The sequence below is a fragment of the Chitinophaga sp. 10T418 genome (assembly GCF_056394125.1).
This window is the reverse complement of the sequence record NZ_JBFTHG010000022.1, coordinates 1-18,269: the sequence shown is the minus strand read 5'-3', so window position 1 is coordinate 18,269 and position 18,269 is coordinate 1. Positions and strand designations below refer to the sequence as shown.

Sequence of the window (18,269 nt, the reverse complement as noted above, 5' to 3'; positions counted from 1 at the left end):
TATGGATGCAAAGCAATTCCTGGAAACCCGGGAACTTCCTGATTATTTGAGAAAAATGGCAGCGGAACTGGATACTATATGCGCCGGAAATTCCACCCACCCATTGTTAACCAAAGAAATGGCAGCACTGGCATTGCTGTTTATTCACGAGTCACCTGATGAAAACCGTAACGATAGTGATTACAATTATCGCAGAAAACTGACCTATAAGAGTGAGCGGTATGACCGCATTGCAGCTTTATTACCTGCAGCCGAATGGAATGATCCGGCGGCCTGGAATTTATTGGTATATATTTTCGGAACGGAGAATGCACCCTATGTAAAATATGCCTGGGAGCAAATTCCTTTTCAGATGTACCAGAGTGATTCCTATCGGCGCTCATTTACTGCGCCGCATGACCGCGAAGTATATTTTGTGAACCAGCTGAACTTTATCCTCCTGGCTATGCCACAGGCTTACCAGGTGACCTATGACTCCGGCTTGAAGGTGAGCAGCTTTGATTTAAGCGTGACAGAGCAGGTACGGTACGACCAGACACTTCAAAGCAGCAACCTGTTCAGGATCTGGTCTGCCGCCATAGATATGGGCAATACTGAAGTATTGCCGCTGATGGAAGACATCATTTTTAATAAAGATGAGATCGGGAAAGTAACGCGTTCCATCATTAAGGCATTGCTGAACAGTAGTAAGGAAAGTGCCTGGATATTGGTAGAAAAGCTGCTGCTGGCAGCACAGCGCCAGGAAGGGCTGCGGCAAACGGTCCTGGAAGCGTTGGATGAGACCTCTGTGGGTGCATTGAAATACATGACGAAAGTACTGCTGGATAACAAGATGACACGGTTTTCTTCCGTAGTACGTGCCCTTGATGTATGGGCAGGTTTGGGGTGGGAGGCCGAAAAAGAAAGCACCGTAAAGTTGTTTCTTGAAAAAGCACATGAATACTTACAAACGCCGGCGCTGATTCCAGCCGCAGTAAAGAGCGCCAATAACATGGACGTATACATGGGGCTATGGGCCATGGGCGTGTACGATGTAGCTACCACCAGACCTTTGGTAATAGAATTGTTTGATAATGGGAATGTAGAAAAACGTTGCCTGGCATTGAAGTTTGCGCAGGAAACAAAATACTACAATATAAATATGCCCCTGTTTAACAGGGCGCTGGATGATAAGGATGAAGCCGTGCTGGGCATGGCATTAGCCGGTATTAATTCTCTCCTTTTTAACAATGGCGCTTTTTATGATACCCATTTCCCTGCGTTGTTTGATCGGTTACATGCCATCGTGCAACGGACCGGCAACAAGGAGTTATTGTTTAGCGGCAAAGTGTTTTCCTGGATGAACATCAAATTTGACAGGAACGATGCTTTGCAGGCGATGGGGCGTTTGGTATTGGGCAGGCAGGACAGACTGGATATCATGCTCTCTTATTATGATGAGATGAATCTTTCACTGCGGGAAGAATTATCCAGGTTAGTGTTCCCTGAACATGCAGCATGGGGATGGAATGAAAATACGGAAACACCCGTGCTGACAGACTTTCAACGCAACTTTGCCATCCGGATGTTAAAAGATAGGGGAGAATATGTAGTAAACATCGCCTTCCGGGCATTGGGGAAAGAACAGTTCAATCCTGGTGAGATGAAGGTGTTCACCGAGTTACTGAAACGTAAGAGTGCCAGCAGCAGAAGTAAGGCAATTGAATTGATTTTACGTCAGATGGATGCAGTGATTGCGCGGGTGAATACGGAGTTGCTGCAGGGAGATGCCGAGCAACGCTTAGCCGGTTTGGACGTGGCTTTGCAGTTGAAAAAAAGTAATCGGCTGGCAGAAGAAATTAACAACTGGCAGGCATCTTTCAAAGAGCGGAAAAGTATCTCTCCAAAAGAAGAAATATTATTATCGCAATTATCAGCAGATAATGATGGCATTTCTTTTACCGCGGAAAACGGATATGGATTATATGATCCGAAAATGATATTACCTGTAGTAGCGCCGGCGGTGAAGAAAGACGACTACTATGCACAATGTTTGCGTGACGGGGAATTTGGTTTTTCAAGGCCAGTGGCAGATATACAGGCCGCATTGAAAAAGCTGTCGGAGTTGCTGAAGCAGTATAATGACTATGAATATGAAATAGAGCAGTACGATGGCAGTCGTACGAAAGTATTGCTGGCAAACACTTTCAGTAGAAACAAGCCCTATACTTTTGTATTTGAAAGCAAAGAGGCAGAATATGCATCTTATCCTTTGCCCGAGGTATGGGAAAAGTGGTTCCAGGACAGCGGATGGCAGGCAAGAGATATTTACCTGTTGAACTCCCTGATGTTGGATAAACAGGAGTTAACACAGACCTGGGCGGATTTAACTGCCCCTTACTATCCTGTTTATGATGTGGTGATACCGGAAGAAATAAGGGCTACACATTCCTACAAATGGTCTAATCCGGTGCTGCAGGTATTGCTGGCACTGGGATTGATTCATCCTTTCAAAGAACGCAATGTTTTCCTCATAGGGGCTACCACCCGACTTTTTGCGTCTTTGACACCAGCCGTACTGGCGTATCAGTCGGACGGTAAATATTATCCGTATACCCGTGGGGGCTGGCAAAGCATACCGGCGTTCAACAAGTTGCTGGATTATATTAACACCAATGGTTTGGATAAAGAAGAGATCAACGCTATCTGGCAACTACAGCACTGGCGGCAGTTTACCGGTTTAGCGGAAAGCGTGCCGCAGAGTTTACCGCCGTTGTCTGCTTTCTGTTATGCTTACCAGGCGGGCCTGATCAGCGAAAGTGAAATGTATCGGGGTCTTATCAGCGCTGATAATATCCGTGTTCTTTCCACAGTGAAGCGGCATAAAGATGCATTTGATTATTTCAAACAGTTCCCTTTCCTGCAGCCTATGTTTATACGGATGCGGGAGCATTTCCTGGATATAGAACTGAAGCGGGGAGATACTGCCACCGCAGTTACGCGGCTGGTGCAACAGCTCAAAATTATCTATGGTGTTCATCGTTTTGCAGAGATATTGACGGCGCTGGGGAAAACAACGCTGCACAGAGGATATATTTATTCCGGTGGCAACGAAGCTTTCAGCAAACAGCAACAGCTGAGTACTTTATTGAAGAACTGTTACCCGTTGCCGGAAGATACGCAGGAGATATTTAATGCCGCCATGAAGCAGATTAAAGCGAGTGAAACGCAGTTGATAGAAGCAGCGGTGTATGCCCCGCAATGGCAGCAATTCGTGAGTCAATACCTCAACTGGAAAGGACTGGACTCCGCTATCTGGTGGATGCATGCACATACTAAATCATCCGGCGCTGCAGAGCAGAATGCAGAAGCCGAAAGTGAAATTGCCCGTTATTCTGCCGTAGACCTGGCAGACTTTAAAATAGGTGCGGTAGATAAGGAGTGGTTTCAGAAAGCTTATAAGGAAATAGGGAAGGAGCGCTGGCAGATAGTATACGATGCAGCCAAATATATCAGTGATGGTAATGAACATCGGAGAGCGCGTTTATACGCTGACGTTATTATCGGTGATCTGAAATTAAAAGAAGTCACACAGAAGATAAAAGAAAAGCGTGATCAGGATTACCTGCGCATGTACGGACTGATTCCGTTGAGTAAGGCCAACGCTTCGAAAGATGTGCTGGGACGTTATGAATACCTGCAGTTGTTTAAAAAAGAAAGCAAACAGTTTGGTGCGCAGAAACAGAGCAGTGAAGCATTAGCCATCCGGATAGCGATGGAAAACCTGGCCCGCAATGCCGGTTATGCCGATCCGCTCCGGTTGGCCTGGGCGATGGAAACCAAGCAAGTGCAAAATATTTTATCGCGTGAAACGCAGGTGCAATATGATGACGTGACCATTGGGCTGGTCATAGATGAAGCCGGAATGGCAGACCTGGTGGCCTTTAAGGGAGATAAGCCATTGAAAGCGGTGCCACCGAAATATAAAAAGGATAAGAAAGTAGAGGAATTAAATGACTACAGGAAGATATTAAGGGAACAGTTCAGTCGATCCAGGAAATCGCTGGAAGATGCCATGGTATGCGGTGATGCCTTCCTGGCTGCTGAACTGGGAAACCTTTTCGGGCACCCGGTAATAGCCCGGCACCTGGAAAAGCTGATCTATGTGGCAGGAGAGAAACACGGTTTTTATCAGGCGGGCCTATTGCAGGCGGCGGATGGAACCACTTATACGCTGACTGAAACGGATACCATCCGCATTGCACATTGTTCTGATTTGTATAAGGCGGGCGTGTGGAGCGACTATCAGCGGTATGCCTTTGAAAAGCAGTTACTGCAACCATTTAAGCAGATATTCCGGGAACTGTATGTACCGCTGGCCGATGAGCTGGCAGAGAAATCTGTGTCGCGCCGTTATGCCGGTCACCAGGTACAACCCAGTCAGACGGTAGCTTTGCTGAAGAACAGGCAATGGAAAGTGGACTATGAAGAAGGCCTGCAGAAGGTATTCCACAGAGAAGGTTTCGTTGCTAAAATATATGCGATGGCAGACTGGTTTTCGCCGGCAGAAGTGGAATCTCCTACATTGGAAACCCTCATCTTCCATGACCTGAAAACCGGCAAGCCGGTGGCATTTGAGCAAATATCGCCACTGATCTTCAGCGAGGTAATGCGGGATATAGACCTGGTGGTAAGTGTGGCGCATGTGGGTGGTGTAGATCCGGAAGCGAGTCATAGCTCCATTGAAATGCGGAGTGTATTGCTGCAGGAAACATTGCGTTTATTCAAAGTCGACAATGTAACTATCAGCGGTAATCATGCGCGTATCAAAGGGAAGCATGGCGATTACAGCGTGCACCTGGGAAGCGCCGTAGCGCATCAGTTGCCAGGAAAATACCTGTCTGTTTTACCGGTACATTCCCATCACAGAGGCCGCATATTTTTACCGTTTGTAGATGATGATCCAAAATCTGCAGAGCTGATTTCCAAGGTACTGTTGCTGGCAAAGGACCATGAAATCCAGGACCCGACGATATTACAGCAGCTAAGTATGAACTAAGGCGTTATTCATCTCTCTAAAAAAAACAAATGAAGGTAATCACAGATTATAAAGGCAGGCAATTATTTCTTTCCCGGGATGATGAAAAGAATGTGGCGCCGTTGGTATATCATATCGATGATCAACGTGTGCAGGCATGGGAGCAGTATCCGGGTTACGAGGTGGTGGCCTGGCATAGCGGCACGGGACTCCTGGTGTTGAATTCTCCCTGGATCAAGGGCTCCCGCAAACTGGTGACCAACCTGGTGGTGATGCGGCTGGCAACCCAGGAAGTGGTGTATAGTACGGACCGGCATATGTATTACAATGCTGTTTTCAATGCCAGTGGCAGTCACCTGCTGCTGGAAGCCTATAACCAGCAACAGGCCTGGGTGGACCTGGCTACCGGCAGCATTGTGGCGGAGTTAAAACCGGAGGTTCGTCAGTATAATGGCACTTTTAACCCGCATCAAAACATTTTTTATTTCCCACTGGAAAATAAAAAAGCCTGGTTGCAGGTAGATGGAAGCACTTTCGTGGGCACGCTGATAAAGACGCCTTACCCGGACCGGGCGCATAAAGTAATATATGTGGAAGCGCTGCGGCAGTACCTGTTGCTGACAGAAGGCAATATCCTGATTTGTTGCGATGACCAGCTGAAGACCATCTGGCAGCGGAACTTCTCCGAACCGGGAGATGATGCGGGCTCCGTATTCGGCAGTGATATCTTTGTGACGGAAGATCATGAATTGGTGTGCATCAGCGCCAGTTCTACTGAATCGAACCGCTGGGGAGCTGATTTTGTGCTGGACATCAAAACCGGTGAGCCGAGACATATCATCCAGGGGTATCATCAGCGGGGCAGAGTGGCCGGCAGCTATTTCGGACGCCGGGTATTATTACACCCCATGAAAGTGATGGACCTGGAAACAGGTGCAGTAGAAGCCTGGACGTTACCTGACTTTTTGCCCGGTTTTAAGTAATTTGCAGTTGATTTCAAAGGTAATTATGGATATAAGCGTTAACAAATACATCAGTGAAACCGGTTTTTGCAGCCGCAGAGAAGCTGATAAATATATTGAACAGGGTAGGGTAACGATCAACGACAACATCGCTTCCAAAGGCAATCGTGTAAAAGACGGAGACGTGGTAGAAGTAGACGGGGAGCCGTTGAAGAAGAAAAAAACTACCGTGTATATTGCGCTGAACAAGCCCAAAGGAATTACCTGTACCACGGACCTGAAGGATAAAACGAACATCATCGACTATGTTAACTTCTCCAGCCGGATATTCCCGATTGGTCGTTTGGACAAGCGTTCTGAAGGACTGATATTTTTAACGAATGATGGTGACATCGTTAATAAAATTCTGCGGGCGGGTAATCAGCATGAGAAAGAATATATTGTTACCGTTGATAAGCCGATAGACCTGGAGTTTGTGAAAGCTATGCGCAACGGCGTTCGCATCCTGGGTGTGATGACGCAGAAATGTTTTGTACAGCAGGAAGGCGCCAGCCGTTTCCGTATCATCCTGACGCAGGGCCTTAACCGGCAGATCCGCCGGATGTGTGAAGCGCTGGGCTATGAGGTGGTGGCATTGAAGCGTACCCGCATTATGAACATGACAACAAAAGACCTTGCCACCGGCTCCTGGCGCTATTTTACCAAGGAAGAGGTAAATAGTCTTAATACCCTGGTAGCCAACAGCAGTAAAACTGAAAAAGGAGACAACAACCATGACGGAATGGACGAATAGTTATCATCTGGCATTAACGGTTACAAGAGAGGGTGTTTCTTTCCCGGCATCGATGGGAGTGTCTTCTCTGTCGTTGCCTGCGTTGCAGCTGGAGCAGCACCGTTTTTTGCATCCTGAAGAACGTACTACCTTAACGGGCGTAGCCCAACATCATTATTATTTAGGCCGCCATGCTGCAAAGCTGGCGGCTTTTGATTTTACGGGCGTTGCGCCTGCGTCTATCCGCATCCGCCCCGGTGTATTTGGTCAGCCGGTATTGAGTTGTCCGGGTCACAGCAATTTGCAGGTGAGTATTACGCATAGTGATGGTAGCGCTATGGCGGTTGTTTTCCCCGAGTCGCATCCTATGGCGGTGGACATAGAAGCAATAGACGGCAGTCGCTTTTTACCCCCTGTAACGCCGGCAGAAATGCGTTTAATGGCATCGTTGCCCTATAGTACTGATGAGCAGCAGTTCCTGCTCTGGACAGCCCGGGAGGCCCTTTCTAAGGTATTGCGCACCGGCTTCACCACCGACCTGGAATTATTCGATGTAAAATCTGTAGAACGCAATGGTGACTTCCTGATTTCCACCTTCGTTCACTTTATGCAATACAAAGCCGTCAGCTGGGTAGCTGGCAATATGGCTTGCTCACTTGTTTTACCACAGAGAAGTCTCGTAGATATGGCAGCACTGCAGACGCTGACTAATCGAGTGTCTTGACGTACAGGAAAGATGAATCCTTTGGGTTATAGGTAAAAATAAATTTGCCATTTACGTCAGATCCAGATATGGTCCTTCTCCCGCTTTTTGTCGGCGCATTGTATACCGGTGTATGTACGAATGCCACTACAAAAGAGTCGAGGTATACATAGTGCAGTTGCAGATCTGTAAACCCCAGTTCTTTCATGTCCTTAAAAGCATTTCTGCTCCTGTCGTTCATATTCTGCAGGTTCCAGAGGTCCTGTGGAAAATGATGAAAGGTGCGGCGATATTCTTTTACGGATTCTACAAAAGTAATGGTAGGCTGAATAGCGCTCTTTTTCTTTTTGGCTTTCCAGGGGATTTCAAACCCGGTGTTTTCCGTATGTTCCTGTACTTTGAGCTGGCCATCCGCTCCGCGGGAATAGGAGTAACTTGTTCGGGTGGATTGGCAGGCATAGAGGAGCAATGCTACGGCGAATAATAGGTGATGCTTTTTCATATGGGGAAGGAAGTTATTTTTATTTTTCGGAAAAAAAATTTGGTTGGTAATAGATAATTCCTATTTTTGCTTCCCCTTAACAATGAGGGTGGTAGCGGATTCCCTAGCTCAGTTGGTAGAGCAATACACTTTTAATGTATGGGTCTTGGGTTCGAGTCCCAAGGGGATCACAACTAAATCATCAAAGGAAATTAAAGCCGCTTAAATCGTAGGATTTATGCGGCTTTTCTGTTTTTTAGATAAAAAGATAAATCATATCAAACGATTTTGAGAGTCTACAAATTCGTCTACAGTAAAATTTTTTAATTTACTGTAGACGAATTTTTCTGATATGCTTACCAGCAAAGGATTTGGCGGCTTGCAAACCGATCTAAAACACACCAAACAAAACCAAAAATCGGTAATCAAAAACTTTGTAGACTATGAAAGTAAGTCAAGAGTTATCAATCCTCTTTTATCTCCGGTACGACACCATGAACCCCAACGGAAAAGCAACTATCTGCGTCCGACTCACTGTTACCGGATTGCCCAAAGATGGTTTTTCTATCGGCTATCAGGTTGACCCTTCCAAATACGATAAGAAAGCCAGCGCCGTAATTGGTAAGTCGGTAGAAGCCATTGAGGTGAACAACCACATCTTACACGTCAAAGGTGAACTCCTCCGACACTACAACCTGTTAAAGAAGCAGGGATCAACCGTTACCCCCACTATGATCAAAAATGCCTACCTGGGCGTCCATCAGGAAAAACAAACACTGTTGCAGGTCATAGATTTTCATAACGGGAAATTCAAAGAGAAGGTAGAAAAGGGGAAGCGGCAAAACAGCACCTACAAAAAATGGGTAACAACAAAAGACAAAATAACGGCCTTCCTTTCCGCTGTTCTGAAAATGAAGGATATCCCCCTCGAAAGAGTCGAGTTTTCGTTTGCCGAGGATTTTTTTGATTATCTCACGCTTACGGAAGGCATCCAGGATAATACCGCTATGAAGTATTTGAAGAATACGAAACAGTTGTTAAAACTGGCCGTTCAGCGAAAATGGTTACAATGCAATCCCTTACAGGATTATGTTTGTTCCTACATCAACCCTGAGCGTGATATACTCACCGTTGCAGAGCTCAGCACACTGTATCATAAAGAATTTTCCATCCCCCGCCTTCAGGAAGCAAAAGACGCCTACGTGTTCATGACACTCACCGGCTACGCCTATAAAGATGCGCTCCTGCTCACTCCCGACAGTATCTCTAAATATTTCGATGGCGAAGACTGGATCGTGAAGAATCGGGAAAAGACCTGGTGCCGTGAAAATGTTCCCCTGCTACCGTTAGCCAAAGAGATCCTGCGGAAATACAGTAATCATCCGCATTGCATTGCCAACAAGGTATTACTGCCGATCAAAAGCAATCAGCGTTTTAACGGATACCTTAAAGAAATAGCTGACCTCTGCGGTATTCAGAAGAATCTCACCACTCACACCGCGCGGCATACATTCGCCACCACAGTAACGCTGGCCAATGKCGTACCGCTGGAAACCGTGAGCGCCATGCTGGGGCATAAATCCATCCGCACTACGCAGATCTATGCTAAGATAGTAGCCAGCAAAGTGAGTGAAGACATGCAGGTATTGAAGCACCGGTTTAATCTCAAATTGCCGGAATCTATGCTGAGCAAGGCTGTAGCGTAGTTTTATGGAGATAAATACGAAATTTGGTAGTAAGGACCTATTATGTAGGTGCGCATGGAACRCAATATCTAAATTCTGTTAAAATTTAACTTAATTGTTTGGCGCCTTTACCAAATGTGTTTAATTTAATTAGATCATCTTTTCATTAACCAAAAGTGGCCTTAAAATGGCATATTTTTCCTATATCGATACTGCCCTCAGGGTTATTCATATTAACCGTAGAAATGAAGGAGGGGTGGAACGCTCTAAAGTACTCAATGATTTATTCTCTAATTTGAATGCTTCCCCGGATATTAAGGAAGAGTTGACCCTTGAGAATATTAGGTATAATTTACAGTCACCTGAATTTAAATCTTTAATGATCCATGAGTCGCATCATTATTGGCAGAGTCTATTCTACCCCTATCTTTTTTATATTAATTTTCTGGAATTTCATACACTTAGCGTTTTGAGGTTACAATTCGAAACATTACCGGATCAAGTTATTGAGCTAGATAAATTAAAAGTAGTGCCGAAAATTCATCATAACTTGTACTACTGTTCTGATAATTTTCTCTATCGCTGGAAGCCAGATGGTTTGTTGGAAATAATCACTGAAAACATAACTGCTGACTCTAGGTTTCAAAGTGATACATTTTCAATCAACGACTTGATCGAGGATGCTACAACAATATTCCAGTATAAAGCGCTACATACTGATGCGAGCGATGAGAATTATTTTCGTTGGTCACAGAATCCTGTTAATCGTGGGTATAAAAAATTGTATAAGTTTCTGACAAAAAAAATGGGAAGAAGTTATGCCTATCATTTTATTCCGATATTGGTGCAACTTGCGTTTCATACCACTGAGCCTGCATCAATGTTTATGAACTTAGTCAATATTACTATTCAATTTGGTTTAAATAAAGGACCATTTTCTAAATCGGACTATGCAATAGTAAAGGAGATTCTTCAAAAATTCATTGAGCCTGTCGACTTCTCTGTAGACGAAATGCTTTTAATTAATGATATGCCGGTTGGTTTTATTACGCCCGATTTTCATCGCCAGGTCATTGACTATGCCTATTCCAATCCGACTTCTGTTCATTATCCTTTAAGTGTGCATGGAAAAAAGCATATTGACCTAGTTTCTAAAGATTTGAAATGGGAAGAAGCATTGATTAATGTGCGGCATGATAATTTCAGCGCTTTAATGGATGCTTATTACCCATTTGCAATTCACTTTAATTTCATTGATCAAAAAACTAAAGATACCGCTATATTGACTGCCTCACCAGACTATAAAAATATAGTTATAAAAGGGGAATTAATTGATTATAGCTACATTATTAAAGAGCAGTTGAATTTGCAAGATGTTACAATAAATCTTTTTTTTGATATTCATAGAGAGACTCCAAATCAATGTGATCATTCCGCTTGCTCGTTATATCAACTGCAGCTTTGTAAGAAATGGAACTCTGTTCCGATAAAATATGAAGATTGTCGTTTTCCATACTGGTTCCCAATACATTTTCATTATAAAATAAATCCAAGGGAAAGGAGACTGGAGCGCGCCACCGAATTGGAAATGAAAGCACATCAAGAGGAGTATATTCGTTTAAGGAAAGTTCGTAACCAAACTAGATTTAGTTATCATTTTCATTCCAATTACTGTGAGCTCAGGATTAGACGTTCCGAGGTTGAGAAGAAAGATTTAAGATATATCCCGGATTTTATTGATGAGCAATTGAAGGAAAAAAATGTTGAAGTTCTTGCAAGTTTTCTTGTGTTGAAATTTCATGGTTTTGCGGAAGATACGCGGCATGTTTTTGAAATCCCTGAAATACGAGATTACATGAGTGAAGTATTTCAGATGTATCCTTGGCTATTTTATTTTCTCGATTTGTCAGACGCTCATACTCAATCTTATATTTTCCCCTTTTTTATACCCTATAAATGCCATACTAAGGAAGACGGCTCGTATGAGATTTTCCTTATGCCGGTTGCTTTTGATAATTTTATAAAAAAAACAATGTATAACTTAGGCGCCTTTGCCCAAAGGAATGCGCTTGAGATCCCTAAGGTAATAGATAATTTTTTATATCAGTTAAATACTAAAAATGGAAGTAAAATTTGAAGCACTTGATCGACATCTATTAGATGATTTACATCAATTTATCTATCAACATGAACCTGAGCTGATAGTTGATGAACACTATGAGACTAGACCGGGTATACATAGTGAACCTGTTATTACAGCATTAATTGTTCGGCTGACTGGAAAGCCTATGCTTAGCTCGCTGCAAAAGATCATTAGCGATTATTTTAGCTATCAAAAAATAAAAGAAAAGGAAATTACCCAACGAGAACTAAACAAACAAAAACACCAGGAAAATATGCTTAAAATCTCCTTAAATAAAGATAGTAAATGGGAAGAAATTGACCCTGATAAGTTTGATAGGCTAAGATTGGACTAATTTTACCTAAAGAATAGGAGTGTCAAATGAGTCAGAATATAGTTATAATAAGATCATCCTAGCACCTATTGCCGGAATCTATGCTGAGCAAGGCTGTAGCCTGAATCTAACTTATCAAGGCAGACAGGCTGGAATGCCCGTCCGCTTTGATAAGTATCTGATTAACAACTAGTTAACATCTTATTCTTACCCAATATGTTTTATTGCGACCCCTGTTGATACTTAGCGTATTACAACCCCAGACCCCGATCATGTGATTTATGAAAGACCATTACGCAACCAAATCCATACTCGCGCACATTCTAAAACCTATAATATGCAGCAGTATTATCCATTATCCTTTTTTGAAAAATTTATTCATGTTGACCTGCAACACGCATCAACCGAACGAAAACACCCCGACGAACAGTTCTACACACAAGCTGTTAAAGACATCATCAATGAAAAAAACAAGATCCTGGAATGCACCAGCAAATACCTGTACGACCTCCGAAAGGAGAAGCAGATTGGATGGTTCATACAGCAGAGTCAGCGACAGCTGGTAACACTGATGAATAGCGTAGCCAGAAGCCTGCCGGCAGAAAGCCTTATCAATGATGTCATGCCCACAGGGAAGAACACCTGGTTAAACCTCTACAAAATCCTCTACCTCCATTTGGCTGAACTACTTGCACACCTTGAACAAAAATTTGAACGGTACCTCGACATTGACTGCAAAGTTCCGCCATCCTACCTGTTAAATGCCCAGGCCAGATTCCGCGAAGATGTAGCGTTGCTGAAAGCTGGATTCCTATCTTCCGGCGTAGACGAGCAGTTGCAAAACGTTGTATTCATGCCGTTCCTGGAACTAACAAAGAATAACCATACCGGTTCCCCGATCACCTACCAGCAGCTGCACTATTTAACAGAAATGAATAAACGGTTATTTCAGCTGCTCGATGCCAGTGGAGAGCAAGCTGTATTCCCGCAAAAGTTGCACGAGCTGTTACTGTTTATCAATTTCAACAACGTCCACTATTTTGAATACTGGTGCACTATGACCACCGAAGAACTGACAACCTTTCCTACCTTCCGGGAAAAGCTGGAGCGGTTGATGTTCCTCCAGAAGAAAATTAGCTAGGCCACTCAGAAGCCCGCTTTTGTATTCAATTCCCAGCGTCCTCCCCTTCAACATAAAATGCAATCTTGGCTGGCAGAAGAAGTCGTTTACCATAAGGGAATCAACGCTACATCAGGTGGAGCGCATCTGCCAGAGGAGTTAAGCCGCTGGAAAGACTTTAAGGTACAGACCATTTTTTCAGTTCCACAAATCGGCCACATTCTAAAGCTGCTGCTGGATAGCGGTATCTATGTCAACAAAAACCGAGCGGAGGTCCTGGACTTCTTTTCCTACTTCTTCACCTCCGTAAAGCAGGACTGTATTTCCCCCAGCAGCCTCCGGAACAATTTCTACAACGACAATGCCGCTGTGTCAAAGTCTGTACGCGATATTCTGATGCAGCTGGTTAACCAGTCGCATAAAGGCTTAAACGTGGTTGCCTGCCTTATAGCCGATTGTTTTCTGCAACAGTTCTGATTTCACTTATCATGCACCGATTCTAATATTGTAAAAATATTTATATCAAATAGTTTCTTTTGAAAATCAAATAGTTACAAGGGGTTGTAAAACCCCTGTAACTATTCTGGCGTGAGTAATAATTTTTCTTTTGCTGCCATAACAAACAAACCCAAACCATATGGCAGCAGAAATCCTCACCCGCGAAGATCTGGCGATCTTCAAAACAGAATTATTCCGGGAACTACGGGAACTTGTCAACGCCCCGGCTATCCAACCCAAGAAATGGCTTAAAACTTATGAAGTCCGCGATATGCTGGGTATCTCTCCCGGCACTCTTCAAAACATGCGTATCAACGGTACGCTGTCCTTCACCAAAATCGGCGGCTTAATCTTCTACGACTACGACGACATTCTCCAGCTGATGGAAGGCACCCGGAAAACTGTTAAGCGTTCCTGATGCCGGTGCCAGCAGCTCATACCAACTACATCAGACACCTCAATGCTTTCTTAGCACAGGTGCGGAAAGAAACCCGCTTACAGGCCAATCATGTAAGCCTTTACCTGGCATTGTTTCAGGTCTGGAACTATCACCGTTTCCAGAATCCCTTTCCCATCCTGCGCGAAGAAGTCATGAGCCTTTCCTGCATCGGCTCCCGGAGTACCTATGTACGTTGCTTAAAGCACCTGGACCATTGCCGCTACATCATCTACGTACAGGCGCAGCAAGCCTACGCCGCCAGTTATGTGTCAATCATTCCGCTCGCGGATTTTATGGCAGATCCTCACCCGGAACAGCTGTTTCTGTTTCAGGATGAAAAGACCGCCTCCATGAGGCCCAAAAGTGAGCCACGTGACCTGCTCAAAACTGGGCCACACATGAGGCCCAATAATGGGCCACTTTAATAAACATATAAACAATAGTAAACGTGGGGGAGAAAACAGGCTCCCGCCCCCAACAAAAAAAAATAAAAATGAAACTGAAAACCTCCCGCACGATCCGGATGCACCCGGCGCGGAAAATGCACCCGGCGCCGCGCGGATGCTTCCCTCGCTGTCCGAGGTGCAGGAATTCTTTACCGCCTGCAGCTACCCGGAAGCAGAAGCCGGCAAATTTTTAACTTTGATTTTAAATTTAATGTGTTAAGTGAGAATAATTGATTTTGCCGTTGATTTTCAATATATTGCTATAGATATCCCTAATGCAAGAAAATAAATTCTGTTTTGCAGTTGGTACACACCAAAAGTATAACGATAAAGCATGAAATATAGACTTGATACAATTAATGACAAAGAATTTGAGATCCTTGCAAAGGATTTACTAGAATCCGAATTAAGAATAAAGCTTCAAAATTTTCGTAGTGGTAAAGATAAAGGTGTTGATTTGCGATATGCTGGTAATGATGAGAATGAAATAATAGTACAGGCAAAGCATTACATAAAATCAACATTCTCTGACCTCAGGACCGTTTTGAAGGCAGAGAGGGATAAATTAGAGAAGCTTTCCCCCAAGCCTAACAGATATATTTTGTTTACTTCATTTGACTTAAATACGGGACAGACAGATGAGATAGTCAAGATGTTTCATCCTTTACTAAAGAATTCTCAGGACGTCTTTGGGATGTCTAGGATCCAGGAAATGATCGCGAACAATAGCTCTATTGAAGAAAAACACTATAAGTTGTGGCTTACTAGTACAAACATACTTCAACGAATATTGCATAATGGAGTAAAAGGACGATCTGAGTATGTGGAAGCAAAAATAATTCGGAGATCTAAGCTATTTGTACCTACAGAAGACTTTTCTCTTGCACTCAAGACATTAGTAGAAAATCGAGTTTTGATTATTACAGGCGAACCAGGTGTTGGCAAGACGACAATTGCACATCAGCTCATTTATGATAATTTAGCGAAAGGATTTGAATTAATCGTTGCTGATAGTAAACTTGAAGATGCCGAGAATTTATTATCTCCAGATCCTGAAAAAAAACAAGTAGTATTCTTTGATGATTTTTTGGGTGCTAACATTTATGAGGTGCGCAATCCAAGAAATACACAGACTAAGATTGTTAATTTCATTGAGCGGATTCAGCATAGTCCCAATAAGCTTTTGATAATGACAACCAGGACAACTATTCTTAATCAGGCAATCCGACATTATGAGAAGTTTAAGAAGATTGGAACAGAGGAGTCTCTTAAGTATGAAGTGAGGATCAGAAATTATTCGAAAGTAAGTAAAGCACATATCCTTTATAACCATATTTATCATGCTTTATCTACCAATTATCATGACGTTTTCTTCACAGAGAGATTTTATCACCAGATTATTGGTCATCAGAATTTTTTCCCTCGTCTTATTGAGTTTATAACAACGGACAGCCAATTTAGGAATAAAACAGCAGAGGAGGCAAAGTTATTTATTCAGAGAAGTTTGGATAATCCGAGCGAGATATGGGAGTATGCCTATAGAGAGCAGTTAGACGAAGTGGATCAATTTATGCTTTGTACAATCTTTAGTTTTGCCGATAGTAAGTTCACGGAAGTGGAATTACGAGATGCCTTCAACGTTCGGTATGACTATGAGATTCTGAAGAACGGACACAAACGGAAGGTTGATGCTTTTGAGGGAGGGTTGAAGAAATTATCCGGAGGCTTTATAATAATGATATGGAATCCTGTGGAAAATATTCGCACTGTTAATTTATTTAATCCGTCTATCGCCGATTTTCTACTCAATTATATTAAGAATCGGCCTGACGAAATGGAAAGAATTTTCTTTTCAGCAAGATTTTTTGAGCAGATAACAGGATATTTTAAGGGAGGAGAGGATTATTTTAATATTCCGGAAGATCGTCGTGAAGATTATTACAAAGTATTTCGAGAAAGATCTCAACAAATGTTGCTACTTGGAGGTTCCAAGGGAAGCAAGCAGCTTACAATTCTGTTTGTTTTTGCCACACAATTCCGGGAATATTGTTGCGAAAAGGAGATGTTTGATCTTATTACTGAGGTAGATACTTCAAATACTGATATAGATTTTACAGTGTTTTCGACAGTGTTGGATTTTGTAGTTAGATTTCCCACAATTGAAAAACTAATTAATTCTGAATGGCGCCAATTTTTGGCCTTAGGCATTCAAATCGCAAGGTATGTTGATGAAATAGCAGAATGTTTGGAAATATTTAAGAAATATGGGATTACAAAAGATATGTTCGAGGGAGAGAAAGAATTTATGGAAATACTTGCAAGTGAGGCTAATTTTAAGTTTCAAGCATGGATAGATGACATTGATTTTAGCAGACATCGAGATTTGGTGTCAAGAGATTCTGGCTATTTTGAGTATAATACAGGTATAGTTGAGGATGAAATAAGCGATACATTTAGTGAATTTTTGGAAGCATGTTCTTTGTTGGAGTACAGAGATCATTTATGGGAAAGTATAGAATTTGATGCGTATCGGATAATAGATAAGCTTGTTGAGGAATGGGGGAGAGATGATGATGATTATGATCGATCAAGAACTTTTAGAAGCGAAAGAATAGAGAACCCTGATGATGAAATTAACAATCTGTTTGACCGCTGAATTTATCAGGTCGCATGGTTAAGTGAAATCTACTCCCTGTTAAAGGCATATATATAGTATTGTTTTTAGAGAATGTTTATTTTGCTCTAAATTGATCTGATTCAGCAAGGCTTTTCGTATCTTTGTTTTGTTTACAAGTTCTTTCAAACCCTCACAAAGTAGCCTATTTCACGAGTCTACAAAATCGTCTACAGTAGCTAATAAGTCCTAGAAAAGCAGCGCTAATTAAGCCTTTGATATAGTCCCAGCGGAGACTATTACATAAAGTGTGTCAGTAAAAAGTTTTTTAACTTTAAACTGATAATGCAATATGGAAAAGCAAAACTTTGATTTCGAAGCCTTCAAGAAGCAAGCGGCCAGCCGTTTGAAGAATGGAGATACGCTTTTAGGTAAGGACGGGGTGTTAACGCCGTTACTAAAAGAGTTTCTTGAGGGGGCCCTGGATGGTGAGTTGGAAGCGCATATTGAAGATGAAGGAGATGCCAACCGGAAAAACGGTAAAGGGCGTAAACAGGTAAAGACGGCCATTGGGTCGGTAGATATTAACCCACCGCGTGATCGTAATGGGACGTTCGAACCGGAGATTATTCCCAAGCGTCATAAAACCCTGGGTGTAGATCTGGATCGACAGATTATTTCTCTGTATGCCCGTGGCGCCAGTTACAGCGATATCCGGGATCACCTGATGGATATGTATGGATTGGAGGCTTCTACAGCTACTATAAGCCGTGTCACGGATAAAATCCTGCCTTTGATACAGGAGTGGCGCAGTCGTCCGTTGGAACGGGTTTACCCGTTCGTCTGGCTGGATGCAATACATTACAAAGTTCGTCATGAGGGACGGGTTGTCAGTCGTGCGGTTTACTGCATTATTGGTCTCAACCAGGAGGGTTATAAAGAGCTGTTGGGTATGTATGTGGGAGAGAACGAAGGTGCTAAATTCTGGTTGCAAGTGTTGACAGACTTACAGAATCGCGGTTTGGAAGATATCTTCATTGCCTGTATTGATAATCTTCAGGGCGCTTTGCCGACGC

Annotated in this window: 14 protein-coding genes and 1 tRNA gene; 14 read left to right on the top strand and 1 reads right to left on the bottom strand. The window is 43.0% G+C overall.

Annotation, left to right across the window (positions count from 1 at the left end; all coding sequences use genetic code 11):
* Position 1 precedes the first annotated feature (1 nt).
* Genes AC1DCV_RS34425 through AC1DCV_RS34410 form a run of 4 tightly spaced genes read left to right on the top strand, consistent with a single transcriptional unit; the run spans position 2 to position 7,475 of the window.
* Complete coding sequence (locus tag AC1DCV_RS34425; protein ID WP_477027436.1) at positions 2 to 5,038, top strand: DUF5724 domain-containing protein; 5,037 nt, start codon at positions 2 to 4, stop codon at positions 5,036 to 5,038.
* A 29-nt stretch (positions 5,039 to 5,067) separates the two neighbouring features.
* Positions 5,068 to 6,000 (top strand): hypothetical protein, encoded by a 933-nt coding sequence (locus AC1DCV_RS34420; RefSeq protein ID WP_477027435.1) that lies wholly within the window; start codon positions 5,068 to 5,070, stop codon positions 5,998 to 6,000.
* A 25-nt stretch (positions 6,001 to 6,025) separates the two neighbouring features.
* Positions 6,026 to 6,772 (top strand): 23S rRNA pseudouridine(2604) synthase RluF, encoded by a 747-nt coding sequence (gene rluF, locus AC1DCV_RS34415; RefSeq protein WP_134643266.1) that lies wholly within the window; start codon positions 6,026 to 6,028, stop codon positions 6,770 to 6,772.
* Positions 6,753 to 7,475, top strand: coding sequence for a 4'-phosphopantetheinyl transferase family protein (locus AC1DCV_RS34410; protein WP_477027434.1), 723 nt, complete (start codon positions 6,753 to 6,755; stop codon positions 7,473 to 7,475). The genes rluF and AC1DCV_RS34410 overlap by 20 nt, the downstream gene beginning before the upstream one ends.
* Here AC1DCV_RS34410 and AC1DCV_RS34405 read toward each other — a convergent pair.
* A complete protein-coding gene (locus AC1DCV_RS34405) occupies positions 7,459 to 7,956 on the bottom strand; it encodes a hypothetical protein (protein WP_477027433.1) in 498 nt (165 codons plus the stop codon). The genes AC1DCV_RS34410 and AC1DCV_RS34405 overlap by 17 nt on opposite strands.
* Before the next feature lie 97 nt (positions 7,957 to 8,053).
* Between AC1DCV_RS34405 and AC1DCV_RS34400 the strand changes: the two genes are divergently transcribed.
* The 10 genes from AC1DCV_RS34400 to AC1DCV_RS34355 form a co-directional block, all read left to right on the top strand.
* Positions 8,054 to 8,126 (top strand) — tRNA-Lys (locus AC1DCV_RS34400).
* A 252-nt stretch (positions 8,127 to 8,378) separates the two neighbouring features.
* Positions 8,379 to 9,641 (top strand): site-specific integrase, encoded by a 1,263-nt coding sequence (locus AC1DCV_RS34395; RefSeq protein ID WP_477027432.1) that lies wholly within the window; start codon positions 8,379 to 8,381, stop codon positions 9,639 to 9,641.
* Between the two features lie 166 nt (positions 9,642 to 9,807).
* Entirely contained in the window at positions 9,808 to 11,757 is a 1,950-nt protein-coding gene (locus AC1DCV_RS34390; RefSeq protein WP_477027431.1) for a chlororespiratory reduction 6 domain-containing protein, read from the top strand.
* Positions 11,741 to 12,097, top strand: a complete 357-nt coding sequence (locus tag AC1DCV_RS34385; protein WP_477027430.1) for a hypothetical protein — start codon at positions 11,741 to 11,743, stop codon at positions 12,095 to 12,097. Before AC1DCV_RS34390 ends, AC1DCV_RS34385 begins: the two co-directional genes overlap by 17 nt.
* A 316-nt stretch (positions 12,098 to 12,413) precedes the next feature.
* Complete coding sequence (locus AC1DCV_RS34380) at positions 12,414 to 13,217, top strand: hypothetical protein (RefSeq protein WP_477027429.1); 804 nt, start codon at positions 12,414 to 12,416, stop codon at positions 13,215 to 13,217.
* 57 nt (positions 13,218 to 13,274) lie between these two features.
* Positions 13,275 to 13,673: a hypothetical protein gene (locus AC1DCV_RS34375; protein WP_477027428.1), complete on the top strand. Its 399-nt coding sequence runs from the start codon at positions 13,275 to 13,277 to the stop codon at positions 13,671 to 13,673.
* Positions 13,674 to 13,833: 160 nt separating this feature from the next.
* On the top strand, positions 13,834 to 14,112 hold the full coding sequence (locus AC1DCV_RS34370; protein ID WP_477027427.1) for a helix-turn-helix domain-containing protein: 279 nt from the start codon (positions 13,834 to 13,836) through the stop codon (positions 14,110 to 14,112).
* Positions 14,112 to 14,558 carry a hypothetical protein gene (locus AC1DCV_RS34365; protein ID WP_477027426.1) on the top strand — a complete coding sequence of 149 codons (447 nt, stop codon included), beginning with the start codon at positions 14,112 to 14,114 and terminating at the stop codon, positions 14,556 to 14,558. Before AC1DCV_RS34370 ends, AC1DCV_RS34365 begins: the two co-directional genes overlap by 1 nt.
* Positions 14,559 to 14,913: 355 nt before the next feature.
* Entirely contained in the window at positions 14,914 to 17,235 is a 2,322-nt protein-coding gene (locus AC1DCV_RS34360; RefSeq protein ID WP_477027425.1) for an nSTAND3 domain-containing NTPase, read from the top strand.
* 310 nt (positions 17,236 to 17,545) lie between these two features.
* Positions 17,546 to 18,269, top strand: a 724-nt coding sequence (locus AC1DCV_RS34355) for an IS256 family transposase (RefSeq protein ID WP_477027424.1), incomplete at its 3' end; no start/stop codon positions are given.

Coding starts and splice junctions, on each gene's coding strand:
- AC1DCV_RS34425 (WP_477027436.1), top strand. CDS start 2: ATGGATGCAAAGCAATTCCTGGAAACCCGGGAACTTCCTGATTATTTG.
- AC1DCV_RS34420 (WP_477027435.1), top strand. CDS start 5,068: ATGAAGGTAATCACAGATTATAAAGGCAGGCAATTATTTCTTTCCCGG.
- rluF (WP_134643266.1), top strand. CDS start 6,026: ATGGATATAAGCGTTAACAAATACATCAGTGAAACCGGTTTTTGCAGC.
- AC1DCV_RS34410 (WP_477027434.1), top strand. CDS start 6,753: ATGACGGAATGGACGAATAGTTATCATCTGGCATTAACGGTTACAAGA.
- AC1DCV_RS34405 (WP_477027433.1), bottom strand. CDS start 7,956: ATGAAAAAGCATCACCTATTATTCGCCGTAGCATTGCTCCTCTATGCC.
- AC1DCV_RS34390 (WP_477027431.1), top strand. CDS start 9,808: ATGGCATATTTTTCCTATATCGATACTGCCCTCAGGGTTATTCATATT.
- AC1DCV_RS34385 (WP_477027430.1), top strand. CDS start 11,741: ATGGAAGTAAAATTTGAAGCACTTGATCGACATCTATTAGATGATTTA.
- AC1DCV_RS34380 (WP_477027429.1), top strand. CDS start 12,414: ATGCAGCAGTATTATCCATTATCCTTTTTTGAAAAATTTATTCATGTT.
- AC1DCV_RS34375 (WP_477027428.1), top strand. CDS start 13,275: ATGCAATCTTGGCTGGCAGAAGAAGTCGTTTACCATAAGGGAATCAAC.
- AC1DCV_RS34370 (WP_477027427.1), top strand. CDS start 13,834: ATGGCAGCAGAAATCCTCACCCGCGAAGATCTGGCGATCTTCAAAACA.
- AC1DCV_RS34365 (WP_477027426.1), top strand. CDS start 14,112: ATGCCGGTGCCAGCAGCTCATACCAACTACATCAGACACCTCAATGCT.
- AC1DCV_RS34360 (WP_477027425.1), top strand. CDS start 14,914: ATGAAATATAGACTTGATACAATTAATGACAAAGAATTTGAGATCCTT.